The sequence below is a fragment of the Parasphingorhabdus sp. JC815 genome, from assembly GCF_040717415.1.
In the GTDB taxonomy this organism is placed as follows: domain Bacteria; phylum Pseudomonadota; class Alphaproteobacteria; order Sphingomonadales; family Sphingomonadaceae; genus Parasphingorhabdus.
In genome coordinates this window covers 91,569-108,255 of sequence record NZ_JBFEFM010000006.1, presented here as the reverse complement: position 1 = coordinate 108,255, position 16,687 = coordinate 91,569, and the positions used below count along the sequence as shown (strand labels likewise).

At 55.1% G+C, this 16,687-nt stretch carries 17 protein-coding genes; 8 read left to right on the top strand and 9 right to left on the bottom strand.

The window, feature by feature from the left end; all coding sequences use genetic code 11:
• The first annotated feature begins 129 nt into the window (after window positions 1-129).
• The gene (locus tag AB1K62_RS13295; RefSeq protein ID WP_367004375.1) at window positions 130-981 is read left to right on the top strand and encodes a DUF1134 domain-containing protein; all 852 of its coding nucleotides are present in this window, start codon (window positions 130-132) and stop codon (window positions 979-981) included.
• A gap of 146 nt (window positions 982-1,127) precedes the next feature.
• Here AB1K62_RS13295 and AB1K62_RS13290 read toward each other — a convergent pair whose 3' ends face one another.
• The 5 genes from AB1K62_RS13290 to AB1K62_RS13270 all read right to left on the bottom strand — a co-directional run bounded on the left by AB1K62_RS13290 (window position 1,128) and on the right by AB1K62_RS13270 (window position 6,303).
• Window positions 1,128-1,739, bottom strand: coding sequence for a riboflavin synthase (locus AB1K62_RS13290; protein WP_367004223.1), 612 nt, complete (start codon window positions 1,737-1,739; stop codon window positions 1,128-1,130).
• Between the two features lie 42 nt (window positions 1,740-1,781).
• Window positions 1,782-2,759, bottom strand: coding sequence for a bifunctional diaminohydroxyphosphoribosylaminopyrimidine deaminase/5-amino-6-(5-phosphoribosylamino)uracil reductase RibD (ribD, locus tag AB1K62_RS13285; RefSeq protein WP_367004221.1), 978 nt, complete (start codon window positions 2,757-2,759; stop codon window positions 1,782-1,784).
• Complete coding sequence (locus AB1K62_RS13280; protein ID WP_367004220.1) at window positions 2,753-3,163, bottom strand: hypothetical protein; 411 nt, start codon at window positions 3,161-3,163, stop codon at window positions 2,753-2,755. The genes ribD and AB1K62_RS13280 overlap by 7 nt, the downstream gene beginning before the upstream one ends.
• Window positions 3,164-3,268: 105 nt before the next feature.
• Complete coding sequence (gltX, locus tag AB1K62_RS13275; protein WP_367004219.1) at window positions 3,269-4,606, bottom strand: glutamate--tRNA ligase; 1,338 nt, start codon at window positions 4,604-4,606, stop codon at window positions 3,269-3,271.
• 29 nt (window positions 4,607-4,635) lie between these two features.
• Window positions 4,636-6,303 carry an NAD+ synthase gene (locus AB1K62_RS13270; RefSeq protein WP_367004218.1) on the bottom strand — a complete coding sequence of 556 codons (1,668 nt, stop codon included), beginning with the start codon at window positions 6,301-6,303 and terminating at the stop codon, window positions 4,636-4,638.
• A 251-nt stretch (window positions 6,304-6,554) separates the two neighbouring features.
• Between AB1K62_RS13270 and AB1K62_RS13265 the strand changes: the two genes are divergently transcribed.
• The 7 genes from AB1K62_RS13265 (at window position 6,555) to AB1K62_RS13235 (ending at window position 14,276) form a co-directional block, all read left to right on the top strand.
• Window positions 6,555-7,490 carry a ribose-phosphate pyrophosphokinase gene (locus AB1K62_RS13265; RefSeq protein ID WP_367004217.1) on the top strand — a complete coding sequence of 312 codons (936 nt, stop codon included), beginning with the start codon at window positions 6,555-6,557 and terminating at the stop codon, window positions 7,488-7,490.
• Between the two features lie 28 nt (window positions 7,491-7,518).
• Entirely contained in the window at window positions 7,519-8,298 is a 780-nt protein-coding gene (gene hisN, locus AB1K62_RS13260) for a histidinol-phosphatase (RefSeq protein WP_367004215.1), read from the top strand.
• 129 nt (window positions 8,299-8,427) lie between these two features.
• Window positions 8,428-8,631: a 50S ribosomal protein L35 gene (gene rpmI / locus AB1K62_RS13255; RefSeq protein WP_066741203.1), complete on the top strand. Its 204-nt coding sequence runs from the start codon at window positions 8,428-8,430 to the stop codon at window positions 8,629-8,631.
• Between the two features lie 36 nt (window positions 8,632-8,667).
• Entirely contained in the window at window positions 8,668-9,030 is a 363-nt protein-coding gene (gene rplT / locus AB1K62_RS13250; protein WP_367004214.1) for a 50S ribosomal protein L20, read from the top strand.
• Between the two features lie 138 nt (window positions 9,031-9,168).
• Window positions 9,169-10,284 (top strand): phenylalanine--tRNA ligase subunit alpha, encoded by a 1,116-nt coding sequence (gene pheS / locus AB1K62_RS13245; RefSeq protein WP_367004213.1) that lies wholly within the window; start codon window positions 9,169-9,171, stop codon window positions 10,282-10,284.
• The gene (gene pheT / locus AB1K62_RS13240) at window positions 10,281-12,671 is read left to right on the top strand and encodes a phenylalanine--tRNA ligase subunit beta (RefSeq protein ID WP_367004211.1); all 2,391 of its coding nucleotides are present in this window, start codon (window positions 10,281-10,283) and stop codon (window positions 12,669-12,671) included. Before pheS ends, pheT begins: the two co-directional genes overlap by 4 nt.
• Window positions 12,672-12,707: 36 nt before the next feature.
• On the top strand, window positions 12,708-14,276 hold the full coding sequence (locus tag AB1K62_RS13235; protein WP_367004210.1) for a peptide chain release factor 3: 1,569 nt from the start codon (window positions 12,708-12,710) through the stop codon (window positions 14,274-14,276).
• Window positions 14,277-14,337: 61 nt separating this feature from the next.
• Here AB1K62_RS13235 and AB1K62_RS13230 read toward each other — a convergent pair whose 3' ends face one another.
• Genes AB1K62_RS13230 through AB1K62_RS13215 form a run of 4 tightly spaced genes read right to left on the bottom strand, consistent with a single transcriptional unit; the run spans window position 14,338 to window position 16,598 of the window.
• On the bottom strand, window positions 14,338-14,604 hold the full coding sequence (locus AB1K62_RS13230; protein ID WP_367004209.1) for a Txe/YoeB family addiction module toxin: 267 nt from the start codon (window positions 14,602-14,604) through the stop codon (window positions 14,338-14,340).
• Window positions 14,601-14,849, bottom strand: a complete 249-nt coding sequence (locus AB1K62_RS13225; protein WP_367004208.1) for a type II toxin-antitoxin system prevent-host-death family antitoxin — start codon at window positions 14,847-14,849, stop codon at window positions 14,601-14,603. Before AB1K62_RS13225 ends, AB1K62_RS13230 begins: the two co-directional genes overlap by 4 nt.
• Window positions 14,850-14,886: 37 nt before the next feature.
• A complete protein-coding gene (gene metW, locus AB1K62_RS13220; protein WP_367004207.1) occupies window positions 14,887-15,477 on the bottom strand; it encodes a methionine biosynthesis protein MetW in 591 nt (196 codons plus the stop codon).
• Entirely contained in the window at window positions 15,474-16,598 is a 1,125-nt protein-coding gene (locus AB1K62_RS13215; protein ID WP_367004205.1) for a homoserine O-acetyltransferase, read from the bottom strand. Before AB1K62_RS13215 ends, metW begins: the two co-directional genes overlap by 4 nt.
• Window positions 16,599-16,687 lie beyond the last annotated feature (89 nt).

The window sequence follows — 16,687 nt, the reverse complement described above, 5'->3', positions numbered from 1 at the left end:
CATACTCAACAGACCGCAAAATCGACTCGGATCGTCGTCCGTTCATTGCACAGTCATCACGAAGCGCCAAGGTCGTGAGTGGCTGGTATGGGAAGGAGTTTACCCATGACGAAGTCGTGTCCAAAGGAAATGTCTGTGAAAAAATATCCCCGCGAGACTATCGGCCGGAAATTATTAGGCTTGTTTGCCGTTTTCGCGCTTGCATCGGCGCCCGGCTTGTCGCCGGCTTATGCTCAGGTGCAAACGATTGATCCCAATGATGCGATTGATGCGGATCTGAATAATCCTGGCTATAACGAAAGCTATCAGGCTCCATCGTCTGGTCCCGATAATGCCCAGAGTGCGCCGGTAGATAATAGCACAAGCTATGATGCGATGAACGAAAACAGCTATGATCAGGACGGTTATAGCCAAAATGGTTCGGCGCAATATGGCACGGGCCAAACGGGCACGGTTCAATCCGGGAATAATACAGCGGTCGCCAGTGCACAGGATAATTCAACCTATCAGGATGATGACCTGATCGGAGCGGCAGAGGGCGTTTTTGGTAAAGGTGCCAAGGGGCTTGCCGGTGTGATCGAGGACATCCTGCAGAAACAGGGTCGGCCCAATGCCTATATCGCCGGGCGCGAGGCATCGGGCGCTTTTGTTGTCGGGCTGCGTTATGGATCGGGTGAACTGCACCACAAGATTGAGGGCAGCCGCCCTGTTTACTGGACCGGCCCGTCTGTCGGATTTGATATTGGTGCCAATGCGGCCAATACTTTTGTGCTGGTTTATAATCTTTATGATACAGAAGAACTTTTTCAGCGTTTCCCCGCCGGAGAGGGCGCGGCCTATTTTGTCGGCGGTTTCCATGTGAGCTATTTGCGTAGCGGCGATAAGGTGCTGATCCCGGTGCGATTGGGAGCGGGCCTGCGTCTAGGCGCGAATATCGGTTATATGAAATTCAGCAAAAAGCAGAGATGGTTGCCGTTTTAAGCGGGCGTCAAAAAAGGGTTTTTGTCACGTTAGTGCTGAGCCTGTCGAAGCATGTCTCCAGATCAAGCGTGGCATCAAGACCACAAGCACCCTTCGACAAGCTCAGGGTTAACGGTCCAGATAAGTATCCAAATAGCCACAAACTGTTAAGCTATAGCACGCAATTTTTGCATCCGTGACAAATAGCGCGCCAGTATATCAATCTCGAGATTGACCTGATCTCCGGCTTTCAGGTCGGCAAAGGTCGTGACGCTGGCCGTATGCGGGATGATATTAAGCCCGAAAATCGTGCTGCCGTCCGCCTGATCCTCGACGGTATTGACGGTTAAAGAGATTCCATCGACCGTTATGGACCCTTTCGGCGCAAGATAGGGCGCGATTTCAGCAGGCGCATGGATACGGACCGGGTGCGAATCGCCCTCGGTCTCTATGCTGACAACTTCACCCACGGCATCGACATGGCCGGTAACAATATGTCCGCCCAGTTCATCACCAACTTTCAGGGCGCGTTCCAGATTGAGCTTGCGACCCTCCTGCCACATGGACCCGGCTGTCTTGGAAATACTCTCTGCCGAAATATCAACTGCGAACCAGTCTGCGCCTTTGTCCACCACGGTCAAACAAGCCCCCGAACACGCGATAGAAGCGCCAATATCGACGCTGCTCATGTCATAGCTACAGGATATGGTCAGCCGCAGGTCGCCGCGTTCTTCCACTTTGGTAATTGTGCCGATATCGGAAACTATGCCTGTAAACATGAAAAGCCTTTATAAAGTGCGGGGCAAAATCGAATAGCGAACCTAGGCGGCGCGTTCATATATCTCAAGCACATCCTCACCCAAAGTGCGCCGGTCCAGCCGGTGCCATTGGCCGTGAGCGCTGTCGAGGCTCTCAAGGCCAATATCCGCAACGCCCGATAATCCGCCACCAATGATAATCGGCGCGCGATAGAGCAATAATCTGTCAACCATATCGGCTTTCAGGAAAGAGGCCGCTGTCGCCGCGCCGCCCTCCACCAGCAACCAATTGACCTGCTCAAGCTCTGTAATGGCCTGTGGCTCGGATATTTCTGTCCAGTGATCCGCTACCTCTGCCTTGCCCAGTACCACCGGACGCGGGGACCGGTCGGCAAGTCCGGCCAGCCGCACATCAAGACCGGGCCTGTCGGTCGTAGCCGTGCCGGCGCCAACCAATATGGCATCACAGCGGGCGCGTTCGAGATGGGCATGGGCGCGGGCCTGTTCTCCGGTAATCCACTGGCTGGTGCCGTTCCCCATGGCAATGCAGCCATCCAGCGACATGGCGAGTTTCAGCGTCACATGTGGGCGTCCTTTTTCCATGCGTGTGAAAAAACCCGCCATAGCGCGGTGCGCCTGTTGTTCCAGCACGCCGACCGATACCGATATGCCCGCATCGCCCAGCCGGTCAATGCCGTGCCGCCGGGTTCTCTCGTCAATATCCAGCGTGGCGACAATCACCCGCGCCGGGGCTGCGTCTTTCACAAGATCGGCACATGTGGGGCCACGCTCGCTTTTATGCGCGCACGGTTCAAGGGTGACATATATATCCGCGCCTTTGGCCGCTGCGCCCGCTTGCGCCAGAGCCATGGCTTCGGCATGGGGTCGCCCGCCCGGCTGGGTCCAGCCGCGGCCAATGACCGTTCCGTCCTTGACGACGATACAGCCGACATTGGGATTATCCCCCGTCCGTCCACGCGCGCGCTCTGACAAGGCAATGGCCGCTGCCATATAATGGGCATCATGTTTATTTGTTAGCATGTCATACCGGCGGGTCGTTCAACCTCTACATCGCCGCGCGCCAGCCTCTCCGCCTCGGCCTCGCGTTCAATAGCCTCGACATCCATGCCAGACATCCGGCCCAATGTTTTCATGGCCTCGCGCCGTTTGGCGTCGCGTTTGTCTTTCAGGCATTGCACAGCCCAGCGATCTTTCAATATTTCTTCATCGGTCCGGTCCAGCGACCAATTTTCAACATATATGATTTCTTGTGTTTTCGGCATGTCAGTATTGATCTTCGGGTCAATGATGAACAGAAAGAAAATAAAGCCCGAACAGGCAAAAGCCAGCAATGCTGGCATAGCCTGCTCTCTGGGATGGCGGCGTAGCAGGGTGACCAGATCCTTCAGGCCGCCGCCAACGGAAACATCTTTTAACATTTTCATAAGCGCTAAATAGGGAGCAAATGCAGCTATGACCAGCCCCGATGCAGTAGATACTGCACAGCGGCATTATCGACCTGCTGGATCCTCTAGCCCGCCGACGCGGATTTATGCAGAGGCATTTTGAAGGCGCTCCAAAGCCGCATCACGGCCAATCAGCGGCAACAAAGCGCCCATATCCGGGCCGTGATCCAATCCGGTCAATGCCTGACGCAGCGGCATGAACAATGGCTTGCCCTTCCGGCCCGTGCTTTGTTTGAGCGCCGTGGTCCATTCTTTCCAGATTGTTTCCGACCACGGCAGGTCGTTCAGTGCATCATGGGCCTGATTGACAAATTCACGGTCGTCAGCTGTCAGTTCGCAAGTGGTTACAGGGCCGGTAACGACCTGCCACCAATGATCCAGCTCGCCCATATCATGCAGATTCGGGCGGATAGCCTCCCATGCCGTAGCGGTCATTCCGTCGGGCAAGCGGTCCTTGACGGCGGAATAGTCCAGCAAATGAACAATTTTCTGATTAAGCTGAGCGAGTTCATCATCATCAAAACGGGCCGGTGCACGGCCAAAACGCGAAAAGTCAAAACCGTCCACTAGTGTCATAATATCAGCAATCGGTTCCACCGGATCGCTAGTGCCAATGCGTGCTAGCAGCGCGATGATGGACTGTGGTTCGATGTTGCGCTCCCGAAAACCGCCGACGCCCAGTGAACCGAGCCGCTTGGAGAGCTTGCCCTCTGTGCCGACAAGCAAGGCCTCATGGGCAAAATCGGGTGTATCTGCGCCAAGGGCATGAAACATCTGGATTTGCACTGCGGTATTGGCGACATGATCTTCGCCGCGCACGACATGGGTAATGCCCATATCAATATCATCAATGGTCGATGGCAACATATAAAGCCAGCTGCCATCTTCGCGGCGGATGACAGGATCGGACAGCAGGGCCGGGTCAAAATGCTGGTCCCCGCGGATCAGGTCGGTCCATGTAATTGGTGTGTCATGATCCAGTTTGAACCGCCAATGGGCTTTGCGACCTGCCGCTTCAAGCCCGGCAATATCAGCCTCGGTCAGTTCCAGCGCCCCGCGGTCATAGGTCGGCGGTTTGCCCCGGCTCAATTGCACTTTGCGTTTCAGGTCCAGTTCCTGCGCGGTTTCATAGGCGGGATAGACATGGCCAGCGGCTTTCAGTTCCTCAAAACGCTCCTCATAGCGGTCAAAGCGGGCCGATTGCCGTTCTTCGCTGTCGGGGTTTATGCCCAGCCATCCCAGATCAGCCCGAATGGCAGTGACATATTCTTCTTTGGAACGTGCCTCATCCGTGTCGTCCAGTCGCAACAGAAATTCACCGCCATGTTTCTTGGCGAACATCCAGTTGTGGAGTGCGGTGCGAATATTGCCGACATGAAGATGCCCGGTGGGCGATGGGGCAAAACGGGTTTTAATGGTCATAATATTCTCTTATCTGCTGAAATTGCGGTTCAGGTGGCCCTGAATGCATTGGTAATCGGGTAGCGGCGGTCACGGCCAAAATTGCGTGAACCGAGTTTGACACCGGGCGGAGCCTGACGCCGTTTATATTCGGCAGTATAGAGCAGCTTCTCTATCCGGATCACAAGGTCACGGTCAAAACCGCGCTCGACCAGATCGGCAACCGATAATTCTTCCTCGACCAGCCCGTGGAGCAGGGGATCAAGTATCTCGTAATCGGGCAGGCTATCGCTGTCTTTTTGATCGTCGCGCAACTCTGCACTGGGCGGTTTGGTAATCACAATATCGGGCATGACCGGCCCGTCCGGCCCCAAGCCCAGCGAAGGCTTGTTACGATTGCGCCATTCCGACAAGCGGAATACGGTCAATTTATAAGCGTCTTTCAGCACCGAATATCCACCCGCCATATCGCCATAAATGGTTGCATAGCCGACGCTCATCTCGCTCTTGTTGCCGGTGGTCAGCAGCATATGACCAAATTTGTTCGATAAAGCCATTAACGTGACGCCGCGAATCCGGGACTGGATATTCTCTTCGGTAATATCGACCTGATTGTCGGCAAAGCTGTCCTCCAGCATTGCGTCAAAGCCCTCAACCGCCGGAATGATCGAGATTGTATCTAGCTGCGTGCCCAGCATTTCAGCGCATCCTGCCGCATCATCAAGGCTCTCCTGACTGGTAAAGCGCGAGGGCATCATCACACATTTCACCCTGTCCGCGCCCAGCGCATCTACCGCCACTGCCGCAGACAAGGCGCTGTCGATACCGCCTGACAGGCCCAGTATCACGCCCGGAAATCCGTTGGTATTCACATAGTCGCGCAAGCCAACTATCATGGCGTTATAAATATCGGCGGGATGATCGTCGAGCCGGTGTATATCCCCCGCGGCGCAGCGCCAGCCGGATTGCTCTCCCGATTCTTCCTTCGTCCAATGCGTGTCGACAATCGCTTCGTCCCAATCGGGTAGCTGATGCATGACGCTGGTATCGCCGTTCAGAACAAAGCTCGCGCCATCAAACACGATTTCATCCTGACCGCCAATGCGGTTGAGAAAGATCAGCGGCAGTCCGGTTTCGCGCACGCGCTGCGTCGCCACCTGACCCAGACGGTGGTCGTCTTTCTCGATTTCATAGGGGCTGCCATGGACCGAGATCATCATTTCCGCGCCCTGTGTTTTCAGGTAATTGCACACAGCGGGCAACCAGACATCTTCGCAAATCGGCAGGCCGATCTTGCAGCCGCGAAAATCAACGGGTTCGGGCAGGGGGCCGGCGCTGAATATCCGTTTTTCGTCAAATGTGCCGTAATTGGGGAGTTCTACCTTATAGCGCACAGCCTTGATCCGGCCCTCTTCGAGCAGCGCGATACCGTTAAATAGCTTGTCATCCTCGCGGAAAATCGACCCGACGAGCATGGCCGGTCCGTGTCCTGCCGTTGCCTCTGCCAGCCGCTGTAATTCCTCCTGCGCCCGTCTTTGCACCGCCGGTTTGAGCACCAGATCCTCTGGTGGATAGCCGATCAGTTGCAATTCGGGAAAAACGATCAGGTCGCTATCGGGCCTTGATTGATATACCGCGATCATCGCGTCGGCATTGCCGCGCAAATCGCCAACTCTCTGGGTCATCTGGGCAAGGGTGATCGTAAGCTGTGCGTTCATTTTGCCCTGATAGAAAGCCGCGCAGCGCTGGGCAAATGAATTGTGGCAAATGATTGCCTGTAATCCCTGCCCGGGTCAGACTGTGACGATAGTTTCCTTCTCCTGTGTCATAAAGTTGCAATAATCTGGCCGGGATTGCACAAAAGGCACTTTAGATTCTTGATGCACCTGTTTAACAGGGGCTTGAAACATTTCCATAGTGCCCGCGATTCTGATACAATAGCTGGCCTGCTTTCAGGGGAAGCCACTCAATGAAACTCATGTCCGGCAATAGCAATTTGCCGCTCGCCCAATCCATAGCCGATTATCTGGATATCAAGCTGACCGATGCCAGTGTTAAGCGTTTCGCGGATGATGAGATTTTTGTCGAAATTCACGAAAATGTCCGCGGCGAAGATGTGTTCATCATGCAATCGACCAGCCATCCTGCCAATGACCATCTGATGGAACTGCTAATCGGGATTGATGCGCTGCGCCGGGCCTCTGCCAAGCGTATTACGGCGGTTATCCCTTATTTCGGATATGCGCGTCAGGATAGGAAGCCGGGGCCGCGCACACCGATTTCTGCCAAGCTAGTGGCGAATCTGATTACCGAAGCGGGCGCGGACCGTGTTCTATCCGTTGACCTGCATGCGGGCCAGATTCAGGGCTTTTTCGATATTCCGACAGACAATCTTTTCGGTGCGCCGGTGATGTCTGCTGATATACAGGCGCGTTTCGCGGGGCATGAATTGATGATTGTATCGCCCGATGTCGGCGGCGTGGTCCGGGCGCGCGCTTTGGCCAAGCGACTCGACAACGCTCCGCTTGCGATTGTCGATAAACGTCGTGAGCGTGCGGGCGAATCGGAAGTCATGAATATTATCGGTGACGTTGCGGGGCGCTTTTGTATCCTGATTGACGATATAGTCGATTCGGGCGGCACGCTTTGCAATGCGGCACAGGCGCTGAAAGACAAGGGCGCGACCGAGGTTGTGGCCTATATTACCCATGGCGTTTTGTCTGGCGGCGCGGTGGCGCGGATCAATGACAGCGTGCTGAAAGAGCTGGTGATTACTGATTCCATTGGCGCGACCGAAGCTGTGAAGGATTCGGACAAGATACGGCATCTGACCATTGCACCCCTATTGGGTGAAGCGATCAAGCGGATTGCCGATGAAACCAGCGTTTCGAGTTTGTGGGACTAAATAGAGGCTTTCTGCCAATCGAGATATTATGACCCCCAAAGATATTGCCCTTGCCGAACAGCTTGCCGATGCAGCCGGAGAGGCAATCCGTCCGTTTTTCCGCGCACCTTTTGACGAGGAATCAAAAAGCGATTCTACCCCGGTTACCGAGGCGGACCGCGCCGCCGAAGCCGCGATGCGTAAGATTATCGAAACAACCAACCCCGAAGACGGCATTATCGGTGAGGAATATGGCACGATCAACGAAGGTGCCTCGCGCCAATGGGTGCTGGACCCGATTGACGGCACGACCAGCTTCATTGCCGGACGCCCGATTTTCGGCACGCTGATTTCGCTGATGCAGGACGGCTGGCCGGTTATCGGGATTATTGACCAGCCGATCGCGCGGGAACGCTGGGTCGGTGTTGTGGGAAGGCCGACGATGTTTAACGGGGCGCCTGCCAAATCCGCGCGGTGCCGCGAATTGAAGGACGCGGTGCTTGCCACTACCAGTCCGCATCTGTTTGACGAGCATGATGCCGAACATTTCATGGCGCTGGCCAGTAAAGTTGCGCCGCGCAAGATTATCTATGGCGGTGATTGCTATAATTATGGTTTGGTTGCCAGCGGTCATGTCGATCTGGTCTGCGAAGCGGGCCTGCAGCTCCATGATTTCGCGGCTCTTGTGCCGATTATTGACGGCGCGGGCGGGATGATGTGCGACTGGAACGGGGAACCGCTCCATGCAGAATCGGACGGCCATGTTCTCGCCATGGGAGATCAGGCACGGGTGGATGATGTGCTGGAGGCCATTGCCTGTCATCATTAAAGCCTGTTTGTGGTAATATTTCTTGCATTTCCGGTGAATCTAGCTATTGCCGCCCTTCCGATGTGACGCACTGGCCAGTGTTGGGCTGCCACATGTGTCTGTAACGGTACTTTCTTAAAGGAGACCAAAATGCCCAAGTTGAAAACCAAAAGCGGTGTGAAGAAACGCTTCAAAATCACTGCAACCGGTAAGGTAAAGCACGGCGTAGCCGGCAAACGCCACCGTTTGATGAGCCATAACAGCAAATATATCCGTCAGAACCGCGGCACCAAGAAGCTATGTGATGCCGATGCTCGGACAGTGAAAAAATGGGCGCCATACGGCCTGGGTTAACCCCGGCGACTGGCAGAAATTACAAGGATATAGAAAATGGCACGTGTAAAACGGGGTACGACCACTCGTACAAAACATAAGAGATTATTAGAGCAGGCCAAAGGTTATTATGGCCGCCGCAAAAATACCATCCGCATCGCGCGGCAGGCTGTCGAAAAAGCCGGCCAATATGCGTATCGCGACCGTAAAGTTAAAAAGCGGGCTTTCCGCGCTCTCTGGATTCAGCGTATCAACGCTGCTGTCCGCGCCGAAGGCATGACCTATGGCACATTCATTCACGGCACCAAGCTGGCCGGAATTGAGCTGGACCGTAAAGTCATGGCTGATCTGGCGATGAATGAACCTGCTATATTTAGCGGTATCATCAAACAGGCGCAGGATGCTCTGGCGAAAGCCTGAAGCTCTTCATGAATTTCAAAGAAGCGCCGGAGAGCAATCTCGCGGCGCTTTTTTATTGGGATTTTTGACAAAGCCTGCCTAAACCGACAGCGGATAAAAGCGGACCAGTAAACAGGCCAGTAGTAATAAGGTAGGACGATGAGCGACATCGAAACGATCAAAAATAAATATCTGGACCAGATAGAATCTGCCTCCGACGGCGATGCTCTGGAAGCAATCCGGGTGGCTGCACTTGGCAAGAAGGGCGAGATTTCGCTGCTGCTTAAAACACTCGGCAAAATGACGCCGGAGGAACGCCAGAGCGAAGGCCCGAAAATCAACGGCGCCCGTCAAGCCGTGGCCGATGCCATTGCCGCGCGCAAGGAAGCCATGGAAACAGAGGCATTGAACGCCCGTCTTGCTACCGAAAAACTCGATATGACCTTGCCGCCGCCCAGTGCGCCGAAGGGGAGCATCCATCCGGTCAGCCAAGTGATGGACGAGCTGGCGGAAATATTCGCGGACCTTGGTTTCTCTGTCGCTACCGGACCAGAGATTGAGGACGACTGGCATAATTTTACCGCGCTGAATATCCCCGAAACCCATCCGGCACGGGCCATGCACGACACATTTTATTTCCCGCAAGTGGATGAAAACGGCATGCCCAAATTGCTGCGTACCCATACGTCGCCTGTGCAAATCCGCACGATGATGGACGTTGCCAAGCAAACCGGCGGCAAAGGCGAGCCAATCTATCTGATCGCACCGGGGCGCACCTATCGCAGTGACAGCGATGCCACCCATACGCCGATGTTCCATCAGGTCGAAGGGCTGGTGATCGACAAGAATATTCATATGGGCCACCTGAAATGGACGCTCGAAACCTTTGTTCGCGCATTTTTTGAACGCGACGATATCGAATTGCGTCTGCGGCCCAGCTATTTCCCGTTTACCGAACCATCTGCCGAAGTTGATGTCGGTTTCTCGGTCGAAAAGGGCCGCCGGATCATTGGCGGTGATGCACATAGTGACGAGGGCGGCTGGATGGAGATTCTGGGTTCCGGCATGGTTCATCCCAATGTCATCCGCAATTGCGGACTGGACCCGGATGTCTGGCAGGGCTTTGCCTTTGGCTGTGGTATCGACCGGCTGGCGATGCTGAAATATGGCATGGATGATCTGCGGGCCTTTTTTGATGGCGATCTTCGCTGGGCCGAACATTATGGATTTGGCGCGCTCGACGTGCCGACATTAAGCGGAGGAGTCGGCGCATGAAATTCTCACTCTCATGGCTCAAGGCGCATCTTGATACAGATGCAACCCTCACCCAAATCACCGACAAGCTGACCGATATCGGCTTGGAGATGGAGGGAATCGAAAATCCGGCCGATGCGGTAAAACCGTTTCGCGTTGCCAAAGTGATCGAAGCGGGGCCGCACCCCAATGCCGACAAGCTGCAACTGTTAAAGGTTGACGATGGTTCGGATGAGCCATGGCAGGTCGTGTGCGGTGCGCCCAATGCGCGAAAGGATATGATCGGCGTTTTTGGCCCGCCCGGCACCTATATTCCCGGCAGCGATTTTACGTTGAAGCCTGCAAAAATCCGTGATGTCGAGAGTTTCGGCATGATGTGCAGCGCCCGCGAGCTGGAATTGGGCGATGATCATGACGGGATTATCGAGCTGCCCTCCGATGCGGTGGGCGCAGTGGGGCAAAGCTATGCCGATTATGCCGGGCTGGATGATCCGGTTCTGGATGTCTCGATCACCCCCAATCGTCAGGATTGCATGGGTGTGCGCGGCATTGCCCGCGATCTGGCGGCGGCAGGAATGGGGACGCTGAAACCGCTTAGCGAAGCCTATCATGATGCAAATCTTGATATTGCCGGCGAAGGCAGCGGTCCCGATGTCCGCACCGATGATCCGGAAGGCTGTCCGGCCTTTTATGCCCGCACCGTAAGCGGCGTGACCAATGGTGCTTCGCCAGACTGGATGCAGCGCCATTTGAAATCGGCAGGGCAAAAACCGATCAATATGCTGGTCGATATCACCAATTTTGTCATGCTCGATCTGGGTAGGCCGTTGCATGTCTATGATGTCGCCAAGCTGAGCGGGGCGCAGGTTGCCAGAAAGGCCAAGGCGGGGGAGAAGCTCACCGCACTGAATGACAAGGAATATACGCTCGACGAGAGCATGACCGTGATTGCCGATGATAATGGCGCACATGATATTGGCGGTATCATGGGCGGGGCGGCCACAGGCGCGGCTGATGATACGAGCGATGTGCTTATTGAATGTGCTTATTTCGATCCTGCCTCCATTGCGCGCACCGGCCAGAAGCTGATGCTGACTTCCGATGCGCGCCAGCGGTTTGAACGCGGTGTTGATGCTACTTTTCTTGACGAAGGATTGGCGGTCGCGACATGGTTGATTACCGAGCATTGCGGCGGCACGCCCAGCGAGGTGACACGCGCCGGAAGCCCGCCGGTGGAGAGCCGTTCTATCAGCTATAACCCGCAGAAATCCAAGGATTTAGGCGGAGTTGATGTCCCCGCAGAGAAGCAGAAAGCGATACTCGAAGCGCTGGGCTTTGCGGTTGATGACAACTGGCAGGTCACGGTCCCAAGCTGGCGCCGTGACGTCACCGGCTGGCAGGATCTGGTCGAGGAGATAGTCCGGATCAACGGTTTGGACTCCATTCCCTCCACGCCTTTGCCGCGCAAGCCGGGTGTAGCGCGGCCAACCGCATCACCGCAGCAGCTTGCCGAGCGCAAGGCCCGCCGGGCAGCAGCAGCGCGCGGTCTGAACGAAACGGTAACGTGGAGCTTCATATCAGAGAAAGAGGCCGCGCCCTTTGGCGGCGGTATATGGTCACTCGCTAATCCGATCAGCGAAGACCTGAAAGTCATGCGTCCTTCGCTCTTGCCCGGCCTGATCGCCGCAGCGCAGCGTAATGCCGATCGCGGTGCATCTTCCATCCGTCTGTTTGAAGTGGGTCGCCGCTATCTGGAAAAGAGCGAACATCCGACCATCGGACTGGTGCTGACAGGTGAGAACCGCACGCGCAGCTGGCAAAGCGGAGCAGCGACCAAATATGACGCTTTCGACGCGAAAGCAGAAGTGCTTGGCATATTGGAAGCCGCCGGCGCGCCGACGGACAAGCTGATGGATTTTGGTGAGGCGGGCGATCATTATCACCCCGGCCAATCGGGCACATTGCGCCTTGGGCCAAAGAAGATATTGGCCGCTTATGGCGTGTTGCACCCCGCGGTAACAAAGGCGATGGGCTTGAAAGGCGCTGCGGTTGCCGCGGAGATATTCCTTGATGCCATTCCGGTCAAAAAAGCCAAAGGCCATATGCGTGATGCTTATGCACCGCCAGCATTGCAAGCGGTGAACCGTGACTTTGCTTTCATCGTTGACGCGGATTTACCCGCCGGTGATCTGGTACGCGCCGTCAAAACTGCGGACAAGAAACTGATTACCGATGCGCGGCTGTTTGACCTGTTCGAGGGGCCGAGTGTGGGTGAAGGCAAAAAATCACTGGCGGTGGAAATCACTTTGCAACCAGTGGATGCGACCCTGACCGAAGAGGATTTGAAAGCCGTTTCGGAGAAGGTAGTGGCAAGCGCCGGAAAATTAGGGGCGGAATTGCGGGGATAATATTCGCTGTATTTTCCCTGACGAGATTGTGAGATTATGACCAAGACCAACCCCCGCCGCACGTTTGCGATTATTTCCCACCCCGATGCGGGTAAGACAACGCTGACCGAAAAGCTGCTTTTGAAGGGCGGCGCGATCCATTTGGCGGGGGAGGTCAAAGCGCGTGGTGATAACCGGCGGGCACGTTCCGACTGGATGAAGATCGAGCAGCAACGCGGGATTTCCGTGACCAGTTCGGTGATGACCTTTGAACGCAACGGTATCATATTTAACCTGCTCGACACACCGGGGCACGAGGATTTCTCCGAAGATACCTATCGCACGCTCACCGCTGTTGATAGCGCGATCATGGTGATTGATGCAGCCAGCGGGATTGAAGCACAGACACTGAAACTGTTTGAAGTGTGCCGTCTTCGCAATGTGCCGATCATTACCTTTATCAACAAGGTGGACCGTGAAGGCCGCGATCCGTTTGAATTGCTCGACGAAGTGGCGGACAAGCTGGCTCTCGACGTTTGCCCGATGAGCTGGCCCACCGGCATGGGCGGACAGTTTGAAGGGGTTTACGATCTCTACCGCAACCAGCTTCACCAGCCAGAGGGCGAGAGCAAACAATATGATGGCAAGGTTCAGGATTTTGACGGGCTGGATGATCCACGGCTAGCCGATGTATTGAGCGATGAGGCGCATGAGCGGCTGACCAGCGAGGGTGAGCTTGCACAGGGCGGCTATAGCGATTTTGACCTAAAGGCTTATCAGAACGGGGATCTCACGCCGGTATATTTTGGTTCTGCGCTAAAACAGTTCGGGGTAGAGGAATTGATCGAGGCGATTGCCGATTATGCACCCAGCCCGCGGCCACAACCTGCCGAGCCTGCTCCGATTGAACCGGACAGCCCGGATGTCACCGGCTTTGTTTTCAAGATTCAGGCCAATATGGACCCGCAGCACCGTGACCGGATTGCCTTTATGCGGCTTTGCTCCGGCCAGTTCAAACGCGGGATGAAATTAATCCCCTCGGCACTTGGCAAGCCGATTGCGATCCATTCACCAATCCTGTTTTTCGCGCAGGACCGCGAGATTGCCGCTACGGCTGAACCGGGTGATATAATCGGTATTCCCAATCACGGAACATTGCGGGTTGGCGATACATTGTCCGAGAAAAATCAGGTGCGTATCACTGGCCTGCCCAATTTCGCGCCGGAAATCCTGCGCCGCGTGATTCTGAAAGACCCGACCCAGACCAAAAAGCTCCGCAAGGCACTTGATGATCTGGCGGAGGAGGGCGTTGTGCAGGTTTTCTATCCCGAAATCGGTGCGAACTGGATTACCGGCGTGGTCGGGCAATTGCAGCTTGAAGTGCTGATCAGCCGCTTGTCGGCGGAATATAAAGTAGAAGCCAGCCTGGAACCTGCGCCCTTTGAAACCGCCCGCTGGATCAGCGGTGACGAGGATGTGCTGGAGGCCTTTGCCAATATCAACCGCTCTAGTCTGGCCCGCGACCGCGATGACAATCTGGTGTTCATGGCCAAATCAGAATGGGACGTAAATTATCAGCAAGAGCGCAATCCGGAAATCAAATTCAGCGCGACGCGGGAGCGGTGATCCAGATTATCTTGCTAAATATGTTTCTAGAAAAGTCGGCTAGTACGGATCAGCTATATTTTCAATAATGATACCGGCACTGTGCAATTTCCAGCGCCTGTAAATCACCCTCTCCCCGCATACGATAGACCAGCCGGTGTTCCTGTGTAATCCGTCGCGACCACCAGCCTTTTAATTGTCCGCGCAAGGGTTCGGGTTTGCCGGTGCCTTTGAATGGCGAGCGGCGGCATTCTTCAATTAATGTGTTTATACGTTTCAGTGTTTTGCGGTCCGCATCCTGCCAATGGCGGTAATCGTTCCAGCCTTGATCCGAAAAGACGATCTTCACGAATCAATAAGCTCTCGTTCCGTTCCTTCGTCGGCATCGAGCTGTTTTATTGACCCCATCAAGCGGCGTGCATTTTCGGGAGATGATAATAAATGAATGGTTTCTTCCATCCCCGCCCATTCGCTTTCGGATATCATGACAACCGCTTCGCCGCGCTGGCGCGTGATTTTCATAGGCGCACGGTCGGCAACGACACGGTCCATCAACGCCTTTAGATTGGCGCGGGCGTTTGAGAAGTTTTCCATCAGCATGCGTCGGATATGTACGATATATAGTACAATGTCAAGTTTTCAACAAAAACACCGCATGTTCGGCCAGCAGGTTGGCCATCGCGTGGCCGGTCTGTTTGTCACCGCTTAGAAACCATTGTTGTTCCTGCGTATAATTGCCGTCGCGGACCAGTGCGCGAAAATCGTCTATCGTGACATGGTGGATGTTGGGCGTATCATACCAGCGTTCCGGTAACAGACGTGTGACTGGCATATGGCCACCAAAGAACAGCGCCATACGCACGCGCCAATGAGCGAAATTGGGAAAGCTGACGAACGCCTGTTTGCCGATACGCAGCAACTCTTTAATCATCACATCGGGGCGGTGGGTGGTTTGCAGGGTCTGGCTAAGAACGGCATAATCGAAACTGCCGTCGGGATAAGCAGACAGGTCGGTGTCGGCATTGCCCTGAACGACCGACAGCCCTTTGCTAACGGCGGCGGCGACATTGGCCGGGTTGATTTCCAAACCGCGCGCGTCGGCCTGTTTCTGGTCGCGCAAGGCCGCCATTAACGCGCCGTCACCGCATCCAATATCAAGGACGCGAGACTTAGGATGGATATTATCGGCAATAATCTGAAGATCGGGGCGCAATTTTGTCACCGGGCATCTCCTGCTTTCAGGAATCCGTCAACAATCCGGTTCATTTCCGGATTTTCGAGCAGAAAGCTGTCATGGCCAAAGGCGCTGGACAATTCGACAAAACTCACCGCCGCGCCCGCCGCGTTCAGCGCATGGACAATCCGTCGCGATTCACTTGTCGGATACAGCCAGTCCGTGTCAAAACTGATCAGGCAGAACCGCGTTTTTGAGCCTGTGAAAGCATGGGCCAATGTGCCGCCATGCGCTTCGGCCAGGTCAAAATAATCCATAGCCCGCGTAATATAGAGATAGCTGTTGGCATCAAAGCGATCAACAAAGGTAATCCCCTGATAGCGCAAATAGCTTTCCACCTGAAAATCGGCGTCAAAGCCGAAAGTCTTGCTGTCACGGTCCTGCAACCGCCGTCCGAACTTCTCGGTCAGGCCCGCTTCCGATAAATAGGTGATATGGGCGGCCATGCGCGCAACGGCAAGGCCGCTGCTCGGCGGGTCGTCATCGGCATAATAGGCTCCGCCCCGCCACCGCGCGTCAGCCATAATCGCCTGTCGGCCTACTTCATGGAAAGCGATATTCTGTGCCGAGTGCCGCGCAGCAGAGGCGATGATGACTGCTGATTTAACCCGGTCAGGATAAAGTGTGGTCCAGCTTATCGCCTGCATCCCGCCCATAGACCCACCGATGACGGCATGAAGCCGCACAATGTCAAGATAATCAAGGAGTAGCGCCTGTGCCCGCACCATATCGGCAATGGTCAGCATCGGAAAATCCATGCCCCATGGTTTATTATTAGCCGGATTGATTGTCGCTGGGCCGGAAGATCCCATGCAGCTACCGATTACATTGGCACAGATAACGAAATACCGGTCGGTATCAACCGGCTTGCCCGGTCCGACCATGCGCGTCCACCAGCCATCTTTGCCGGTCGCGGGGTGGGTTGAGGCAACATATTGATCGCCGGTCAACGCATGACAGACCAGCACCGCATTGCTGGCATCGGCATTCAACGTGCCATAGGTTTCATAAGCAATTTCGACAGGCGTCAGCTCGCCGCCGCTTTCCAGCGGCAGCGGTCCAAGCAGACGGACCTTTTTATCTAACCCGAAACGTGCGTCTTGACTCATAATTCCACTCATAATTTTAAGGGCTAAGGCGGGATTTGCCGCCGGTCAAACGATATTGCAGTTGACTGATGGGCTGTGGGGGTTAGTCC